At 58.9% G+C, this 16,911-nt stretch carries 13 protein-coding genes and 5 pseudogenes; 8 read left to right on the top strand and 10 right to left on the bottom strand.

The features are described 5' to 3' along the window. Positions 1-959: 959 nt before the first annotated feature. The 6 genes and pseudogenes from IVB26_RS06550 to IVB26_RS43400 all read right to left on the bottom strand — a co-directional run bounded on the left by IVB26_RS06550 (position 960) and on the right by IVB26_RS43400 (position 2,879). Positions 960-1,310 (bottom strand): hypothetical protein, encoded by a 351-nt coding sequence (locus IVB26_RS06550; protein ID WP_247971040.1) that lies wholly within the window; start codon positions 1,308-1,310, stop codon positions 960-962. Then, positions 1,307-1,621, bottom strand: coding sequence for an aldehyde dehydrogenase family protein (locus tag IVB26_RS43420; protein WP_458309335.1), 315 nt, complete (start codon positions 1,619-1,621; stop codon positions 1,307-1,309). The genes IVB26_RS06550 and IVB26_RS43420 overlap by 4 nt, the downstream gene beginning before the upstream one ends. A 206-nt stretch (positions 1,622-1,827) precedes the next feature. Next, positions 1,828-1,983, bottom strand: a pseudogene (locus IVB26_RS43415) (aldehyde dehydrogenase family protein); the annotation flags it as partial. Further along, entirely contained in the window at positions 1,919-2,356 is a 438-nt protein-coding gene (locus IVB26_RS43410; protein WP_458309334.1) for an aldehyde dehydrogenase family protein, read from the bottom strand. The pseudogene IVB26_RS43415 and the gene IVB26_RS43410, both read right to left, overlap by 65 nt. Further along, positions 2,311-2,621 (bottom strand): annotated as a pseudogene (locus IVB26_RS43405) (aldehyde dehydrogenase family protein). The gene IVB26_RS43410 and the pseudogene IVB26_RS43405 overlap by 46 nt, the downstream one beginning before the upstream one ends. Positions 2,622-2,627: 6 nt before the next feature. After that, positions 2,628-2,879, bottom strand: coding sequence for an aldehyde dehydrogenase family protein (locus IVB26_RS43400; protein ID WP_247971039.1), 252 nt, complete (start codon positions 2,877-2,879; stop codon positions 2,628-2,630). 419 nt (positions 2,880-3,298) lie between these two features. Here IVB26_RS43400 and IVB26_RS06535 point away from each other — a divergent pair, with 419 nt between their 5' ends. The 3 genes from IVB26_RS06535 (at position 3,299) to tnpB (ending at position 6,412) form a co-directional block, all read left to right on the top strand. Continuing rightward, entirely contained in the window at positions 3,299-4,402 is a 1,104-nt protein-coding gene (locus IVB26_RS06535) for a saccharopine dehydrogenase family protein (protein WP_247971038.1), read from the top strand. 1,363 nt (positions 4,403-5,765) lie between these two features. Next, complete coding sequence (tnpA, locus tag IVB26_RS06530; protein ID WP_247971037.1) at positions 5,766-6,110, top strand: IS66-like element accessory protein TnpA; 345 nt, start codon at positions 5,766-5,768, stop codon at positions 6,108-6,110. Further along, positions 6,107-6,412, top strand: coding sequence for an IS66 family insertion sequence element accessory protein TnpB (gene tnpB / locus IVB26_RS06525; protein ID WP_247971036.1), 306 nt, complete (start codon positions 6,107-6,109; stop codon positions 6,410-6,412). Before tnpA ends, tnpB begins: the two co-directional genes overlap by 4 nt. Here tnpB and IVB26_RS06520 read toward each other — a convergent pair. Beyond that, positions 6,400-8,487, bottom strand: a complete 2,088-nt coding sequence (locus tag IVB26_RS06520) for a recombinase family protein (RefSeq protein WP_247971035.1) — start codon at positions 8,485-8,487, stop codon at positions 6,400-6,402. The two genes, tnpB and IVB26_RS06520, sit on opposite strands and share 13 nt — an antisense overlap. A 728-nt stretch (positions 8,488-9,215) precedes the next feature. Here IVB26_RS06520 and tnpC point away from each other — a divergent pair. Beyond that, positions 9,216-10,434: pseudogene (gene tnpC / locus IVB26_RS06515) on the top strand (IS66 family transposase); the annotation flags it as partial. Here the strand turns inward: tnpC and IVB26_RS43395 are convergent. Next, complete coding sequence (locus IVB26_RS43395; protein WP_458309384.1) at positions 10,347-10,523, bottom strand: hypothetical protein; 177 nt, start codon at positions 10,521-10,523, stop codon at positions 10,347-10,349. The pseudogene tnpC and the gene IVB26_RS43395 overlap by 88 nt on opposite strands. Between IVB26_RS43395 and IVB26_RS43390 the strand changes: the two genes are divergently transcribed. Then, on the top strand, positions 10,507-10,791 hold the full coding sequence (locus tag IVB26_RS43390) for a transposase domain-containing protein (RefSeq protein ID WP_458309359.1): 285 nt from the start codon (positions 10,507-10,509) through the stop codon (positions 10,789-10,791). The two genes, IVB26_RS43395 and IVB26_RS43390, sit on opposite strands and share 17 nt — an antisense overlap. On the opposite strand, the gene IVB26_RS06510 is transcribed toward IVB26_RS43390, so the two are convergent. Further along, a complete protein-coding gene (locus tag IVB26_RS06510) occupies positions 10,733-11,005 on the bottom strand; it encodes an amidase (protein ID WP_247971034.1) in 273 nt (90 codons plus the stop codon). The genes IVB26_RS43390 and IVB26_RS06510 overlap by 59 nt on opposite strands. Positions 11,006-11,849: 844 nt before the next feature. Between IVB26_RS06510 and IVB26_RS06505 the strand changes: the two are divergent. From IVB26_RS06505 to IVB26_RS06495, 3 genes and pseudogenes are all read left to right on the top strand, one after another. Beyond that, positions 11,850-12,624 (top strand): annotated as a pseudogene (locus IVB26_RS06505) (IS5 family transposase). Positions 12,625-13,291: 667 nt separating this feature from the next. Further along, positions 13,292-14,467 (top strand): M24 family metallopeptidase, encoded by a 1,176-nt coding sequence (locus IVB26_RS06500; RefSeq protein ID WP_247971033.1) that lies wholly within the window; start codon positions 13,292-13,294, stop codon positions 14,465-14,467. Positions 14,468-14,732: 265 nt separating this feature from the next. Next, the gene (locus IVB26_RS06495) at positions 14,733-15,464 is read left to right on the top strand and encodes a hypothetical protein (RefSeq protein WP_247971032.1); all 732 of its coding nucleotides are present in this window, start codon (positions 14,733-14,735) and stop codon (positions 15,462-15,464) included. 90 nt (positions 15,465-15,554) lie between these two features. Here IVB26_RS06495 and IVB26_RS06490 read toward each other — a convergent pair. Further along, positions 15,555-16,847, bottom strand: a pseudogene (locus IVB26_RS06490) (IS5 family transposase). Positions 16,848-16,911: the final 64 nt, after the last annotated feature.

Raw genomic sequence — 16,911 nt, 5'->3', positions numbered from 1 at the left:
ATGAGCGAGCTGAATGTGTTTCGCGCGATATATGCTCTTGTTAGAGGAGGTAGAGTCCTGACGACGCATTCCAAACCGTAGCTATGGCCTTTCTTTCTGAAGGTTATTGTTTCGTGCCCTCTTCGGCCTTGTTTCCATATGCCTTTAGCAATTGGGGAAATGAGCACTGACCTGACCGCGCTGAGCGAGCACGGCGCGGATAGGAACGTTGCCCGTCTCATGCATCCAACGTAAAGCACTTCAACTCCACCGACCACAACGGTTCACTTCCGGTGTTCCGAGTCTGCATATTGCGTCCTCGCCAACCGCTCCAGCCATGGCGCTCTCCTTCGCAAGTAAGTGGTTCGCGGTCCAAGCACGCTTCTCTCATGCTGGGCGAGCTGTGGACAATAGCGATGGCGGGAAGAGGCGCGTTTCGGCGACTTATCTTACGTCACGCGTGCGTCACAGCATGTCCGCTCATTTACCGAAGAAACGCGAACAAATAACCTACAAAGGCTGGTAGTCTTCTACGATCCGGAGATCGATCGGAACGCTGAAGCGCCTTTCAGCGTAAGTTGGAAGTGCGGCTAGACAGGTTCATCCTTCGCCGGGTGAGTGCCGGGTCTGCACGACGGAACGGTCGTCGTTGGTGTTCCCAACCGCTCCGGCCATCGTTGATCGGTTGTAACCGAATCGGTAGATGAATGCGAGAACGCCGCCAAAGGCCTCGCCCCGGCACATTGGCACGACCGTTGTAGCCGCTGAAGCAACCATTCGGCGGTCCCAGCTTGCCGGCGCGCTTTGTAGACGATGTGCTCGTATGTCCACCTCAGTTAGACGTGCGTTTGCTCAACCAACACGCTCAGCAAGAATACAGCACACCAAACGTATTGGAGGGCAAGTTCAGTATCGCCCGTCATGTGAGCACCGTGATCGTCCGTCCAAAGATGCTCTGCGACCAGACGAAAGCCATTGGTTTACTGAAACAGCGTCAATATTTTCCACCTCGCGAGCAAGGAGGCATGATGAAGAACTCGTGTCTCGGCTGCCGGCTGAGACCGTGATCTGTCCCAGGCGAAGTCGTTGCCGTTGTCGCCAACGAGTTTCAGGCGGATTGGCTGGCGTTCCGTCAATCGCAATGCGCGCCGGATTGAATCGCGCGCGCCGCCTTCCCGATCTGGCGCGCTGAAATCAGGCTCTACGACGAACACGACATCTCCTGCTCGGAGCTTCTTAGTGAACCCGCGATGACTTGAGACCTCCGAGACGCCGGTGACAGGTTGCTCGACGGCAGGAACCGTGGCAATTGCATTGGGACCGGCGTTCACGCCTGATCCCCTCTTATGCCCCATCGAACTTGCGCCCCCCCGAGCGAGTGGGAGCGTGCGACCGAAATTGATCGTATTTGTCGCGCGACGCATATAGGCCTTCCACGCGTCGGAGCCGGACTCGCGTCCGTGCCGGTTTCCTTCTCGCCGCCAAATGCGCCACCGATTTCCGCGCCTGATGGTCCGATATCGACGTTGGCGATACCGCAATCGGAGCCACGCGCCGACAGGAACGTCTCGGCTTCGCGCAGGTCGCTGGTGAAGATCGAAGAGGAAAGCCCCTGCGCAACAGCGTTGTGCAGTTCGAGCACGGAATCGAGATCGCCGTATCACGTAGAGGATGGATGCAAAGTCTCGTGCTCGACCGGTCCTGTCTGCGCGGCCATCTCGACCAGGGCAGGACGGACATAGTGAGCATCCTCAGCACCCTCGACGGCAACGCGTTCGCCCCCGTGAACCTGGCCTTCTGCAGCTTTTGCATTTCGAGCGTACCTTGCATCGCGCGATAGACTGCGCTGTCAATCAGTAGGCCCACTAGATTGCCACTTTCAAGGGGATTACCAATCGTCACGGACGCGTAGGCGCACTTCAGGCGTGGCACGAAGCTGTCATAGATACTTTCGTGGACGAAGAGACGACGCAGCGTCGTGCAACGCTGGCCAGCCGTTCCCAAGGCGGCAAATGCGATGCCGCGAAGGGGCAGGTCGAGATCGGCCGTCGGCGCGATGATCGCGCATTGTTCCCGCCAAGGTCGAGGATCGCGCGCGCAAAACGTTTGGCGAGCCGCGGGCCAACGGGCGACCCATTGCCGTCGGGCCGGTGGCCGAGACCAGGGCCACGTTTGGATGGTCGACGAGCGCCTCGCCGATGTTGCGGCCACCCAACAGCACGAGTGAGAGCCCATCCGGCGCGTTCCGTCCTCCAGCCGGAAGCGCTTCAACGCTCGGTCTAGCAATGCCTGCGTCGCCAACGCGGTTAGCGGGGTCTTCTCCGACGTTTTCTAGACGATGCTGTTGCCGCAGACTAGCGCCAACGCCGCATTCCATGCCCACACAGCGACCGGAAAGTTGAAAGCGGAGATGAGACCGGTGATACCGAGCGGATGCCAGCTCTCCATATTCGGTGATCTCTGCGCTCGCTGGCGATGGTCAGGCCATACAGCTGCCGAAATAGCCCCACAGCGAAATCGCAGATGTCGATCATCTCCTGGGCCTCGCCCAGTCCTTTGGATGCAATCTTGCCAACCTCGATCGAAACGAGCCGGCCCAGCGCCGGCTTGTTGGCGCGCAGCTCTTCGCCGAACAGGCGCACCAGCTCTCAGCGCTTTGGTGCAGGTACGAGTCGCCATATACGAAAAGCCGCGTGAGCCCTGTCGATTTCGGCCGCCGCATCGCAGACGCTGATTTGTTTAACGCATGCGATAGTCTTTCCGGTGATCGGCGTTTGCACGGCGAGCGTCCCCTCTGTGTAGCTGCTGCGCCTGACGCCGAGTTCGTTGAGCAGCCTGGCGGTTTCCGCGGCAAGATAGGTCTTGTAGGCTTGCGTCTGGGAGGCGGATGCGATTGACATCGCAGTCTCCTGGGATTGAAAGATCGGAGCTAATTCAGCGCCTGATCGAGCAAGCCTTCCCGGTTGCCGCAACTGCGTTGCGGCAACCTGCGCCCGCGCTTTCGAGTGGTCCCGATCCGGATGTGCGTCCTGGATCAGGCTCGAAGAATATTCATCGGATGCCGGACAGCATAAATCTCTTTCCAGCGGCTCAAGCGAGGCTTGTACGGTGCTACGTGACCACGAGGGTCGACTTTGGGCGATTACATCAGAAGCTTCACCAGTTTCCGCATTTTCGCCGACCGACGCTTGGGGCACCTATCAGCCCGTCGATATAATCAGTCAACCTGCCGAAACATGTAGGCCGAAAATGTGCGGTTTGTCGATATGAAAGGGTCAAATCCCTGCCTAAACCCATGCATACAAAACAGAGGTCAAACATGAAAGAGATCATGATCATCGGGGCAGGCAAGATTGGCAGCGCGATTGCATCGATGCTTGCCGGCACCGGCGATTACAAAGTGACGGTCTCTGATCGTAGCAGCGAGCAGCTCGCCAAGATTGCCCCCCACCCGATGATTTCGAGCGCGATGCTCGACATTGCCAATCATGCAAGTCTGGTGAGGGCGATCAAGGGTAACTTCGCCGTGCTTTCGGCCGCTCCCTTTCACCTGACGGGACAGGTCGCCGAGGCCGCACTGGAGGCCGACGCTCACTATCTCGATCTGACCGAAGATGTGGCCACCAGCAATGAAATTGAGGCTCTGGCGCAAAATGCCGAGCGCGCATTTATCCCACAGTGCGGCCTGGCGCCCGGATTTATTTCGATTGTCGCGAACGATCTGGCATCGCGCTTCGATAGCCTCGACAGCGTACGCATGCGCGTCGGCGCGCTGCCCCGATATCCTTCCAACGCACTCACCTATAACCTGACTTGGAGCACCGACGGCGTGATCAACGAGTATATCGAGCCCTGCGAGGCCATCGTCGAAGGAAGACTAGTTACAGTCGCGGCGATGGAGGAGCGGGAGGAGCTTTCGCTCGACGGCGTGACCTATGAAGCTTTTAATACCTCTGGCGGCCTCGGCACTCTGGCAAGGACGCTGAACGGCAAGGTGCGCACCCTGAACTACCGGACCATCCGTTATCCTGGCCATCAGGCGATCATCAAGGCGCTGCTGAATGACCTGAATCTGAAGAACCGCCGTGAGGTGCTGAAGGATCTATTTGAAAACGCTCTACCCGCGACTATGCAGGATGTCGTCGTCATTTTCGTCACTGTATGCGGCTGGCGGAATGCGGGTTATGTACAGGAAACCTATGCGAACAAGATCTATGACGGAATTGTCGCGGAGCGAAACTTAAGTGCCATCCAGATCACGACCGCAGCAGGCATTGCCACCATCTTGGACCTTTTGGCGCAGGAAAGGCTGCCAGCAAAAGGGTTCGTCCGACAGGAGGAGATCGCATTGAAGGAATTTCTCAGCAATAGGTTCGGTCGGGTCTACAGTCTCGATGCGATGCCGATGAGGCAAGTCGGCTGAGGCATTCTCGAGCCGTCAACTTCGTTCTTGTCAGGATGTTTTGCTCTGTCTCCGCGACCGCGGCCAAAGTCCTACTACAATTTCCTATTGAGACCAGACATCGCACGGTTTTTTCCAAACTGACATCCAAAAGCTTGTTCATTTCGCCTTGGCCAGATAAACGGCCCGCCTCTGCCGAAAGACTGAGGTTCTAGTCGGAGACGATCCCGGCAGAGCCACTTTGTCGATCCGGACGGATAAGACTAAATATCTGCCGCGTCCGTCCAATAGGACAACGAACGGGCCGCCGCTAAGAGAAAGTCTTCGCAGTAACCGACCTTAGCTTGCAATGCGTTTGGCATCTCACCTGCGTAGAGCACAATGCCCGTCCTGCTGTCGACAACAACAAGTGCATCCAGGGCAACAACAATGCCTCGCCTCCGGCACTGGCGTCCTGCGCATGAATTTCCTGCGACTCGCAAAGACTGGTCCGGCATCACTGCCTCCACTTTAAAGAGACAATCTTTCACATTTGTCTGCCCGCTTCGGGGTCCGCGGGAACGCTCCGGTTCTCTCACCGCCATTGCGGAGTAGGTAGCACCGATCGAAGAGGCGCTGTCATTCGGAATAGGCGGCCCAAACCCGTGAACAGGCGGCCAGTCGCCCGCACCGAGTGTGCAGACCGCTGGTTGCGGAGCAAGCCGCAAGCCATCTGCTTGCAGGGCATTTCGGCTCGGGCGCGGCGCCTACATGCAAGCAGGGACGTTAGTACCGTCTGACGAGATCAGAATGAATAGCGGGGCAGCGCGTTCAACAGTGCACGGGTCCCACAGCGCTGTTGCGTGCTCGCCGCACGGTCGGGCGACCAAGTACACCTACCGGTAATTGGCCGTCTGCAAGGATGGCCGGAACGTGACACATGGAGTTCCCATCAGTCTCCATAGAGGTTAGCATCGCCGGTCGACGCGAGGCCGACCGGCGCAACACCTGGTGCGGAGAAGGTCAGCAGCACATCAAGACTGCAAAGACATCGGCCAGCGATGTACGAGCGTATCGGCGTTCGCCAGCGCCTTGTGGTAAGGCCCATTGCGGAATGCCCCGATTTGATCCAGGTGGGCCGGAGCTTCGGCACGATCTCTTCGAGATGCCTGCGCATACCCTAGGCTAGCGCCTGATGCGCCTCAAGTCGCGATCACCGAAATGATGTGCCAAGCCTCGCCGACAATGTACGCAAGCTTTTGTGTCTGCGCTGCGCTTCACAGCCGCAATTGCGGTCAGCAGCTCCGTTGCTTTCAGCGTACGCCCACGATGAAGGCCGCCTTGTTCTGAGAGGCGGATTGAGCACTCATAAGCACGTGTTTAAGAGCGAGCTTAAGAGCGATTGATGGGTCAGATTTCGGTGCTGACGGGGCCGGAACGCCGGCGGCGTTGGAGCGAGGATGAGCGGTGCCGGATCGTTGCGGAGGCCTTTGCGCCGGGATCGTGTGTGGCGCAGGTTGCGCGGGATCACGATATTTCAACGGGGCTGATTTATACCTGGCGGCGTCGGCTTCGCCAGGACCTTGCTGACCAGGGCTTTGTGGAAGCGGCGATAGAAGCGGAGCCGATCAAGGAAGCGGCACCGTCCGGTGAAGTGATCGTGGTGGAATTGACGGGGAGCGGACGGATCAGGATTTGCGGGTCGGCGCCGCCCTTGCTGGTGTCGGCGGTGTTGAAGGCGCTGCGATGATTCCGATCCCCTCTGGCGTGCGGGTATGGCTGGCGACGGGCCATACCGATATGCGGCGCGGCTTTCCGAGCCTGGCTTTGCAGGTGCAGGAGGTCTTGAAGCATGACCTACTGGGGGGGCATTTGTTTTGCTTCAGGGGGCGCCGTTCAGATCTGATAAAAATCATCTGGCACGATTCTCAGGGAGCGTGCCTGTTTACAAAAAGACTCGAAAGAGGAAGATTCATCTGGCCTTCGGCTGCCGGTGAAGCCGTGACGATCTCTCCGGCGCAGCTTTCTTACCTGCTCGATCACCCATGTTGATGCCCCTCCTTGTTAGGCTGACAGATTCTTAGATCAAGTTGCGCAATGACGTGGTTTCGAAGGTCGCGGACAGCGTCAAGAATGGATGGTGTATTCGGGAAGAGATAGGCGCCGCTTGACTGGCGATCAATCAGCAAACGCTTAGTTCGGATCTGCACATAGAGCCAGTTCACCGGGGTCTTAAGCGTTCGGGCCAGTTCGGGCGGGCTGAGGAGTGAGTCGGCATGCACCCATCGGTTGCGCTGGGTAATCACCTTGATGGCAGCGGCACGACGGAGCCGCCCAACGGTGATGGGCAGCACCTTATCGGCGCAATGAGGAGAGCGGTGGCCTTCCTGAGTAAGGATTGCGGCGATCTCGTCGTCTGGGACGCCGTCGCGGGCAAGCGCCAGCAGGCGCGCCCGCATCTCTGTGCCTCGCGTCAATCTGGTGACGGAGTTGACGCTCATCCTCACCTCGAGCTCCGTCACGGCGCCTCCTCGCCAGACGATCCTGGCCAGGGCCAAGTCGTACTCACCGCGGTCGAGCACGACCTTTTCGATGAGGCATCGCAACAACGCCTTGCGATGCGCATCCGAGATAGTCTCGTCAGCCCATATCTGCGGCAAGCGGCCGGTGAGGCTGATGACCTTGTTGTCGAGCTCCTTGCTTATGGCCACTTGTGTGATGGCTTTGGAGGGCGTCTGTCGGGCAAGCGCCTCTTCGGCGGCTCGCACGTCGGTTAGCGCCGCTTCCCATCGGCGCTCGAGTTCTGAGGCGACCAGGCGATTGTCTGGATCAGCTCGGTTGAACTGCCGTTCGGCGAGCGCCGCCGTGTACCGCTTGCGCTCGAGCTCTCGTTCTGCGCTGGAACGTAACGCATTGTTCATCTGCTGCTGGACCCGGCGGGAGTGCGACAAGGCATCGAGTTCGGCCGGCGCCAGTGCAGTTAGGAATGCATCGGCAACGGCCGCATCGATACGGTTGGCCCGGATGTGTTGGCAGGTCGGCTGGCCTTCCTGGGTACGCAGGTGATTGCATACATACTCGCCGCCCCCCTTGTAGCGGACGTACATCTTATGGCCACATCGTGCGCACCAGGCGATGCCGTGGAGCAGAAGCTCGCCATCGCGAGGCGCGCCTCGGGTTTTGATGCGCATGTATTCGGCTCGGTTATCTCTGATGACGGCTCGGATTTTTTCATAAATTGGCCAGTCGATATAGGCAGGATATCGATCTTTGACGACGATCCGCCACTCCTCAATCGGCCGCGGAGCCTTTTGCGGCAGGGCGCCCTCCCGCTTCGGCGGCTGGAAGTGGGTTCGTCCATAGACGAAGGCACCCGCGTATGCGGGGTTCTTCAAGACGGCCGCCACTGCAGCCAGCGTCGCGCGCGTCCAACACAAATCGCCATGCCGATCACGACGTGGCAGTTCGAGGTCACGCTCATTCAACGCCCGCATGACCTTGGCAACGCTACGCAGTTGCAGGAACAGTTGGAAGACGAGACCGAGCCGCCCTTGCACGGCCATGTCGGGATCCTTAACGACCACGCCGCTCGGGTCCCGCATCAGCCCAATTGGCAGCATAACCGCAAGTTCGCCGCGTTCGGCTTTAGCCAGCAGGCCGGCGATCAGCCGGCTGCGGATCGTATGTAGCTCAAGCTCGGAGATCGAACCTTTCAGCCCGAGAAGCAACCGTCCGTTGGGAGTGCCCGGATCATAGACACCATCGCGGTCGGCGATCAGACAGCCACGCAGACCACAGATATCTAGGAGCGGATACCAGTCGGTACAATTGCGCGCCAAGCGAGTCACGTCGATCGACAGGATGAGCCCCACTTCACTCAGGCCAACACGGCCAACGAGTTCTTTGAAGCCGTTACGATGCGCTGTAGACGCGCCGCTCAACCCGAGATCGGTGTCAATCACGTCGATGGCCGCCTCACGCCATCCGAGTTCGCGGGCGCGCTTGTGAAGCGCGTATTGAAGGCGCAGGCTCTCCTGATTGCTTACGACCTGGTGGGGCGTCGACTGCCGGATGTAGACTACGGCTTTGCGCGCCAAGTGGCTTGGTGTGACCAACTCGGACTTCATGAGGGATCTCCGCCAAAATCGCGGCGACGTCTTCGACGATCTGGCGTCGGAGCGCGGGCGTCAGCGTCGACCAAAAATCGGCTGGATCCATGCTCATGTGCGTCGGGACAATCCGCTGTCGATAAAAGCTCGAGTAGAGCCTCCATACTCAGCTTAATCTGATTTGCTTCTTGTCCATAATATTCGATTGCGGTTGCCTGAATTAGGAGACTGCTTCCCGTGCGAAACTCAACTTCATACGAAGCGGGAATGCCTCGGCCTCGCTGGCCGATCTTCCTGATCACTCGAAATGAGCGGCCGTACAAAGGATGGTGGGGGTCTCGAACTTCGACCACCTCCGGAAATGATTCGTCAGACTCACTATTGGGGACATTCCTCAATCCCCTCGCTATCTGGGATCGACTGGCGGAATCCTCAAGAAACTTTGCGTCCAACGCGAGTTGGATAGCATTCTGCGATTGAACCTACCGGGAAATCTGATTCACTGGCTTCATGAGTTTGAAGCCGGATGACCTTCCTTCGGATCTCGCCAGCGCCCAGGCGGCGCTGTTGATCGAACGTGAGGCGTTGCGGGCTGAACGCGAAGCGCGGCTGAGGGTCGAGGTCGAACGCGATGCGGCCGCGGCGAAGGTCAGCCGGATACAGGCCGAAGCCATCAATTGGCAAGCCGAAGCGGCGAACGCGCGGGCGAAGCTGTCGGACAATGAGGCGCTGATCGGCATCTCGAGCTGCGGATCGAGAAGCTCAAACGCGAACTGTACGGGCCGCGTTCCGAGCGCACGGCGCGGCTGATCGAGCAGTTGGAATTGGAACTTGAAGAACTCGTCACCACGGCGAGCGAGGATGAGCTCGCCGCGCAGGCCGCGGCGGCAAAGGCGCAGAGCGTCCGCGCCTTCACGCGCAAGCGGCCGGTGCGCAAGCCATGGCCGGATGACATCGAACGCGAGCGCGTCGTCATTGAGGCTCCAACGACCTGCGCCTGCTGCGGTGGATCGCGGCTGGCGAAGATCGGTGAGGATGTGACCAAGACGCTGGAGGAGATCCCGCGCCGCTTCAAGCTGATCGAGACGGTACGCGAGAAGTTCACCTGCCGCGATTGCGAGAAGATCAGCCAGCCGCCCGCGCCGTTCCATGCCACGCCGCGCGGCTTCATCGGCCCACAATTGCTGGCGACGATCGTGTTCGACAAGTTCGGCATGCATATCCCGCTCAACCGCCAGAGCGCGCGCTTCAAGGCCGAGGGGATCGACCTGCCGTTGTCGACACTGGCCGACCAGGTCGGCCACGGGACCTTCGCCGTCATGCCGCTCTTCCACTTGATCGAACGCCATGTACTGGCTGCCGAGCGCCTGCATGGCGACGACACCACCATCCGTATCCTGGCGAAGGGCAAGTGCAAGACCGGGCGGATCTGGACATATGTGCGGGATGGGTCTATTACGCCTCGAGCGACCGACGAGGCGAGCATCCCCAGAAGCATCTGGCCGCCTTCGCCGGCATCCTGCAAGCCGATTGCTACAACGGCTTCGAGCCGCTGTTCGACCCGCAGAAGAAGGTGTTGCCGATTACGCCGGCGTTTTGCTTGGCCCATGCGCGGCGGGGCTTCTTCGAGTTGGCTGACATCGAGAAAAATGCCCGGGAAGGTAAGAAGGGCAAACCGGTCTCTCCGATCGCGCTGGAGGCGGTCAGACGCCTCGATGCGTTGTTCGAGATCGAGCGCGCCATCAATGGCTGCGGCGCCGACGAGCGGCGCGCCGTGCGCCAGAAAAGAGCAAGCCGCTGCTCGAGGACATGCACGCCTGGTTGCTCCGCGAGCGCGAAACCCTCTCGCGCTCCTCCGAGGTCCTGAAGCCCATGAACTACATGCTCAGGCGCTGGGACGACTTCGCCCGCTTCCTCGACGATGGCAGGATCTGCTTGACCAACAATTGTGCTGAGCGCGCATTGAGGGGCATCGCCTTGGGAAGGCGCAACTGGACCTTCGCCGGCAGCCAGCGTGGCGCCGACCGTGCCGCCATCATGCTGACGGTGATCACGACCTGTCGCCTCAACGACGTCGATCCCAAGGCCTGGCTCGCCGACGTCCTCGCCCGTATCGCCGATCTTCCCGCGTCGCGGTCTGCACGAACTGCTGCCCTGGGAATGGAAGCTCCTGCGCCAAGCCGACAAGCCCGCCGGTCAGCAGGCCGCCTGACCTTCACGCAACGCCATCATAGAGCTCGCCGTGCCCGCGCGCATGTCTCAATCAGGCGGTCGTCGTATGCGTACCTTTCAGCGCCGGCTTGGCAGGAAACTCCTGGGTGACCACATCGATGCAAGGCAGTCTGTCAAGCGCGTCGATCGCAAGCTCGGGGCGGTCCACAATAGCCGATAGCGCAATGCTGAGGTCTTCGACGCCCGCTGCGAACAGAACGACGGTATCGAGCGTCCATGCATGACATGTAATGCAGACCGTCGGCAGCAAGCGATAGGACAGTTTGATCGCGGCGACACCGCAAAAGGAAGCAGCCCGGATCACCGATCCGGTCGTCTGCCTAGGAGCTTGTCCCGGTAATGGACTTGGGATCAGGCGAATTGCGTTCTGAGCGATTTTTTGGAAGAGGCAAGTCTCTCCTCAGAGTGCGGGCCTCGCACAGTTCTGATCGAACCTGCTCGCTTTGCCTTTAGGTAGAACTGGTTGCGTTCGCGCGTTCTTGAGGCGGCTCCACAGAACTTAGTACCAAAGAACAAGAACCCTACGTGCTATGTATCTCGGCTCAAGTCAGAGAGCGTCGACCGTGCCTATGCCGCGGTTGACAGGTCGGAGGAAAAGACGGCTCCCGATGTAGCGGAACCCGCTACCAAACAGTCCAAGAACCTACTGCACAATTCCTTCGTAGCGACTGATGGGCCACATTGTCCTCGTTTTCATCGTCTTCGTTCCGTCGCAGTGCTTAGGTCACAATACCAGGACGACGCGCGGGACGCGTTCGGAGCGATTACGCAGTTCCAAGGCAAGACGAGATTCTCAGTCGATTGAACCCAGGACCCGACGTCTATGCGTAAATACGGGTCGCTGCGCCGGCGGTGAAATCGCATGTCGAGCTGCGGTCGTCGTATCTGCGATAATACAACGACATGTCGGGCAGGCGGCTGCGCTGTGGGTGCCAGGATGAGCGTTTTCCTCCGGTAAACGAACGGTGTGATGCTTTGGAACGGTGTTTGCTCAAGAAAGGTGGTAGCACGAGGCACGCCCATGAGAGTCAGCGACGTCACCTTACCAGTCCGCCCATCTCCAGGCGTTTCGCACCTAGGTCGTGTGGACTCTAAGGATTCCCTTTTAGGAGCAAATCAGATTCAAGGCTTCTTTTTGGGAGGCCGCCTTGGGTGTGATGGACCGTTTGGTGTTGAGCGACGCGGCGTGGGAACGGATGGCGCCGCTCATCATAGGTCGCCCCGATCAGAAAGGCTCCACCGGGCGCGACAACCGGATGTTCGTGGAAGGTGTGCTGTGGATCGTACGAACAGGCTCTCCCTGGCGTGATCTTCCAGAGGCGTTTGGAGATTGGAACAGCGTGTTCCGGCGCTTCAGTCGATGGAGCATCAAGGGTGTTTGGTGGCGGATCTTCGAGGCGATGTCTGATGATCCGGACTTCGAATATCTGATCGTCGATTCCACCATCGTTCGGGCGCATCAGCACGCCGCCGGGGCCAAAAAGGGGGTCTGAAGATCAAGTGGAAGATCAAGCGATCGGCCGCTCGCGCGGGGGCCTGAGCACCAAGATACATATGGCCGTTCGAGGCTTGGGATGTCCCGTGCGGCTCATGCTTACCGCAGGTCAGAAGGGTGATGCACCGCAAGCCGCCGCATTGATCGACGGCTTGCCCGCCGAGGTCGTCATGGCCGATACGGCCTATGATGCCGATCACTTGCGCCAAGCCATCGCTGCCAAGGGAGCGATGGCCGTCATTCCCAACAATCCGTCACGTGCGATCAAATACCCGCTCGACAAGCATCTTTATGCCCAGCGCCATCTCGTCGAATGCTGCTTCTCAAAACTCAAGCAGTTCCGCCGCGTCGCAACCCGCTTCGAGAAGACCGCCCGAAACTACCGTGCCGTCGTCACCCTCGCTGCCATCGTCTTATGGATGCGATAAGTGTCCACACCACCTAGTGCTTGGAAACAGCGACATCGCCTCCGCTAATCCCAACGAAGCTGACCGAAGCGACTACTGAAGTTATGGGCCAAGACGCTTTTTCGCGTGTGATCGGCCCCTTCTATAGGGTGCGGGCACGCAAGGGGAACGCCAGCGAGAGTCAAGCGGGCTGTTCCATGGGGCCTGGCACGGATCGGCCGCGATCTGCCTCCCGGCCGATCTCGCGTTGCATGAATAGCTTTATCTGGCGAAGAATCGCAATGGAGAATACCATCATAAGTGAAACGGCTTCGATCAAAGTGTCATCCCCATGCAGACATCGTCAAGCGCGCATCGGAGCTGAAATCAGAAATATCAAGCTCTCCGGCGATTTGCCGGAACACCGCGCGAAGTGCGCCATGGAAGCCGGAGCAACAAAATGCAGAGCGCGTCGTGGCACGCTTGATCTGAAGGCGGCGATCCGTGCGAAGTGGCGGGAGTGGCACATCTCGTCGCTCGTGCGCTTGAGCATCGAGCGACCCCTCATATCTGGTAGGCGGGCAGTGTTGTCCAGAGCCTCGCTTTCGCGAAGCAGATCTGCAATAACGTTTCGGATGACGCCCTCTTCTCTCGATTATGCCAATTTCAACACAAAGCATCCGAGGTTAAATCCGATGGAGCCAAAATAATGACGATCAGAAAAGGGCTGCAGGCATTCCCGCGAACAGAGTACCTGCGCAGGCTTGCCGCGGTGAAAGCAGAAATGGCACGCCGGGAGGTTGATGCGCTCGTCGTAACCGACGGATCCAATATTACTTACCTCACAGGCTACACCGCGAAGTCGCCGAATGACCCGAAAGGGCTAGTGGTTTCGATCCACAAACAGGAGCCGACGTTCATCTTGCGTAAAATGGATGTACCCGCAGCCCTGCATCAGACTTTCATCGAGCGCGACAAGGTAGTAGGCTATCCCGAAGCTCTTGTGGGCAATTCTGGTATGAATGGCTACGATGCTTTGATCGATTTCCTTTTCGAGGTTGGTCTTGCAAACCGCGGCGTGGGGCTCGAGCTTGGCGCCATGTCGGCGCTTTCAGCGGAGAAGTTCAAGCTGCGGCTGCCGCAAGCGACGATTGTCGACTGCACCAGCGCCGTAACCTGGATCCGAATGGTTAAGTCGGATCTCGAGATATTCGTCATGAAGGAAGCGGCCGCTATCACAGATGCCGGAATCATGCGTGCCGCGGAAGTGATACGCCCCGGGCTTCGGGAAGCTGATGCGATCGCGGAGGTCTTGGCAACGCTGGTGCGCGGCGCAAATGGCAAGTCTGGAACGATGATCGAAACTCCCTATTTATGCTCCTCTCCGCGCACGGGAACAAGCCACATCACATGGAGCGAGGATGTCTTTCACCAAGGTTCGCAGATAAATCTCGAAGTCGGCGGCGTGCGCCATGGCTACACTGCCCCGATCAGTCGCACCTTCTCAATCGGTCGGCCCTCCGACCGCCTTCGTCGCGTACATGAGGCCGAGCTCGCCGGCCTGGAGGCCGCGCTGGGCATGGTCCACGCGGGATGTACCTGCAGTGACGTCGCCGAAGCAATCCATCGCACGATTGAGAAGTTGGGAGTCAAGAAAGAATCGCGGTGTGGCTACCCCGTTGGCATCGATTGGGTGGAGCGGACCGCCAGCATCAGGGAAGGGGACATGACGGCACTGGCGCCGAATATGACTTTCCATTTGCATTTAGGTAACTGGATGATTGACGAAGAATTCGGGTACGTCATCAGCGAGACTTTTCGTGTAACCGAGTCCGGCGTCGAGGTGTTAACGTGTGCACCACGGAAGCTTTTCGAGCTTAACTAGATGTGAACTTTCAGGAGTCGTCCATTCGGCCCCGGCCGTGATCGCCGATGTCGCCAAAACGAATGGTGATTCACGGGGAATCGAATGGACACTCACAAGAACGCTCCTCCTCTGACGCCGAAAGGGCAGCCCTATCGACCCGGCTCAAGAACGCTCTGCCCCGCTCAATCCCGATACGCGCCAACACCGCTTCTGCAAGTCGATGCGATACTTCTTACTATAGTAGGTAAAACTTGGATCCATCACGATAAGACAAGGTGCAGCAATGAAGGGCATCGTTAATCCGCTGCGCGTCTCGCGCTGCCTTCAAATACATGAAGACGTCGCCGCTCGAAAAGGCATCAGGTTTTTTATAGGGTTCGATTTTCATGAATATAATTTGATCACTCGCACCACTCCGGCAAAGGAGCGGACAAATCCGAATTTTCGATCAGATCGCTCGCGAGTTGAGGCTGGCGAGGGGTATTGGATCATAGGCGTCGATAAGAATAACGATGTCGCGGGTTTGGAGGCTGCTCGACTGTATCGGCTTTCGCACAGCAACTTTGCAGAACATCTTGAATCCTTGAAGGCGTTCTACGCTGACCCTACCAGACATGCACATCCTCAAGACCGGTGTATTTGCACAGCACCAACCGCGAAAAAGATGACTGGGAAGGTAGCCTATCACGGGGACCTTTGGGTCCGCAGAGACCTCAGGGGACAGGGCATTCGCAAGATCATAACACGAATAACACACGGCGTTTCGTTCGCCATGTGGGCTCCTGATTTCTTATGTGCGCTTGTAGCGCGCTCGACTCTCGATAAGGGCGTCGACGATATGCCACATCATGAAGCAGGCGGGGCGGTATTACAGCTGGTGGACGAGGATATTGTGGAGGACAATTGGCTTTCTTGGCTAACCGGCGAGGAGTTGAGGAGCCGGTTTGATGGTCAGGACAGTACCGAGCTACTCGTAGTCCCGTCATTTTCGCCGGCGGGGTTAGACCCTACTTAAAGTTGATGTGCCAACATACCGGCCGCGACAGGTCTGCGCACATTAGGTGCCACAATTAGTCGCCCGTGAAGAACTTGCGCGGCTCCAGGGTCAAGCGATGCTTCGGGCCCGGACGGTTTCGATGAGGCTCGGATGATGACACGCAAGCTCTGCGAGCCATCGCAGGAGCAGGCCGAAGTTGTAGCCGGCTGCTGCGAAGACAGCGTTGATCCTGTCGCCGAGGCGTCCCTTGAGATAATTGCGATCCAAGCGGTGCTCGGCCTTGACGTGGCCGATGACGGGCTCGACAGCCGCGCGACGCTTCATCTCGTAACGGATGGAAGCTGTGACGCGGCGGACCTGACCCGGGATCTAAACCCTGAACCGATGCGGGTGATTGTGACCGCGATACCCTTTGTCGACGTGGATACGGCGAGCCTCCACGCCGGTGAGCTTCCCGATATCGGCGATCACGGGACCGAGCGTGTGCCCATCGAAGAGATTGCCACGCAGGGCTTTGGCGTGGAGCACGACTGACCTTGCAGCCGAACTCGTAGGGCGCGTGGGCTTTACCCTTGCCGATGCACTCGACCTCCGGAGCATGTAAAGCATAGACCTTTGGACCGCGCTCATGCTGATCCTGGCTGCGCACATGCTGCGCTAAACCGAGCAACGGGTCGGAGCGAGCTTCCAGCACCGTATCGCCATCAATCTTGCGGCGGATGTCGCGGATGATCGGGCCAAGCCGTGTCCGTAGGAAGTGAGCTGCCGCCGGGCGCGTTTGAACTGGTGGGCGTGGGTATAGCGGCCGACCATAATGGCGGCGCGCTTGGCAAGGCGCAGATAGCTCTGGCGCAGCGGCACATGGTCGCGCTTGGCGAGCCCGACCAGCTTGATGATTGCCCGGTGCATCAGCCACGCGTCGGTCGGATGCGCAACCGCCTTCGGCTGCGCCGTGGTATCGACGACTACCCGTTCCGGCTCCTTTGGAACGATGGCGCCAGTCTTGTGCGCCACTGACAGACTTTCGTGGATCAACGCGACGAGCTGTTCCTCGCCAAGCCGCTGGCGCCAGCGTGTCATCGACAATCGATCGAACGGCAGACGGTGGCAGAAGCTCAATTCGCCGCAGAAGTATTGGTGGTAGGGATTCTCGATCCATCGAGCGCACAGCACCTCATCTGACAGGTTGTGCATGTGCTTCACAATGAACAGGCCAGCGACAAGCCGCGTCGGCAAACCGGGCTGCCCCGACCCTGCTTGGCAAACCGCACTGAAGCGCTCATTCAGGATGCTCCAGTCGATCAGCGCCGCCAACCGCACCAGCGGATGACCCATGTCGATGATCTGATCAAGAGCCGGAAGCAACAAGTCTTTCTGGCGACCATCCCGCGGTTTGCTCATCGCATTCCCCAATGTCGACGAGGCCGTCAGGGAATCACGAATCGCTCGAAAGCAAAATCCCAAA

Origin of the sequence: Bradyrhizobium sp. 195, from assembly GCF_023101665.1 — a bacterium.
Lineage (GTDB): Bacteria > Pseudomonadota > Alphaproteobacteria > Rhizobiales > Xanthobacteraceae > Bradyrhizobium.
The sequence above is the reverse complement of the archived record's forward strand: the minus strand, read 5'-3'. Positions and strand labels throughout refer to the sequence as shown.

What these genes read in the sequence shown, in the direction of transcription:
- IVB26_RS43410 (WP_458309334.1), bottom strand. Translation starts at nt 2,356, where the DNA reads ATGGAATGCGGCGTTGGCGCTAGTCTGCGGCAACAGCATCGTCTAGAA.
- IVB26_RS43400 (WP_247971039.1), bottom strand. Translation starts at nt 2,879, where the DNA reads ATGTCAATCGCATCCGCCTCCCAGACGCAAGCCTACAAGACCTATCTT.
- IVB26_RS06535 (WP_247971038.1), top strand. Translation starts at nt 3,299, where the DNA reads ATGAAAGAGATCATGATCATCGGGGCAGGCAAGATTGGCAGCGCGATT.
- tnpA (WP_247971037.1), top strand. Translation starts at nt 5,766, where the DNA reads ATGGGTCAGATTTCGGTGCTGACGGGGCCGGAACGCCGGCGGCGTTGG.
- tnpB (WP_247971036.1), top strand. Translation starts at nt 6,107, where the DNA reads ATGATTCCGATCCCCTCTGGCGTGCGGGTATGGCTGGCGACGGGCCAT.
- IVB26_RS06520 (WP_247971035.1), bottom strand. Translation starts at nt 8,487, where the DNA reads ATGAAGTCCGAGTTGGTCACACCAAGCCACTTGGCGCGCAAAGCCGTA.
- IVB26_RS43390 (WP_458309359.1), top strand. Translation starts at nt 10,507, where the DNA reads ATGCTGACGGTGATCACGACCTGTCGCCTCAACGACGTCGATCCCAAG.
- IVB26_RS06500 (WP_247971033.1), top strand. Translation starts at nt 13,292, where the DNA reads ATGACGATCAGAAAAGGGCTGCAGGCATTCCCGCGAACAGAGTACCTG.
- IVB26_RS06495 (WP_247971032.1), top strand. Translation starts at nt 14,733, where the DNA reads ATGAAGGGCATCGTTAATCCGCTGCGCGTCTCGCGCTGCCTTCAAATA.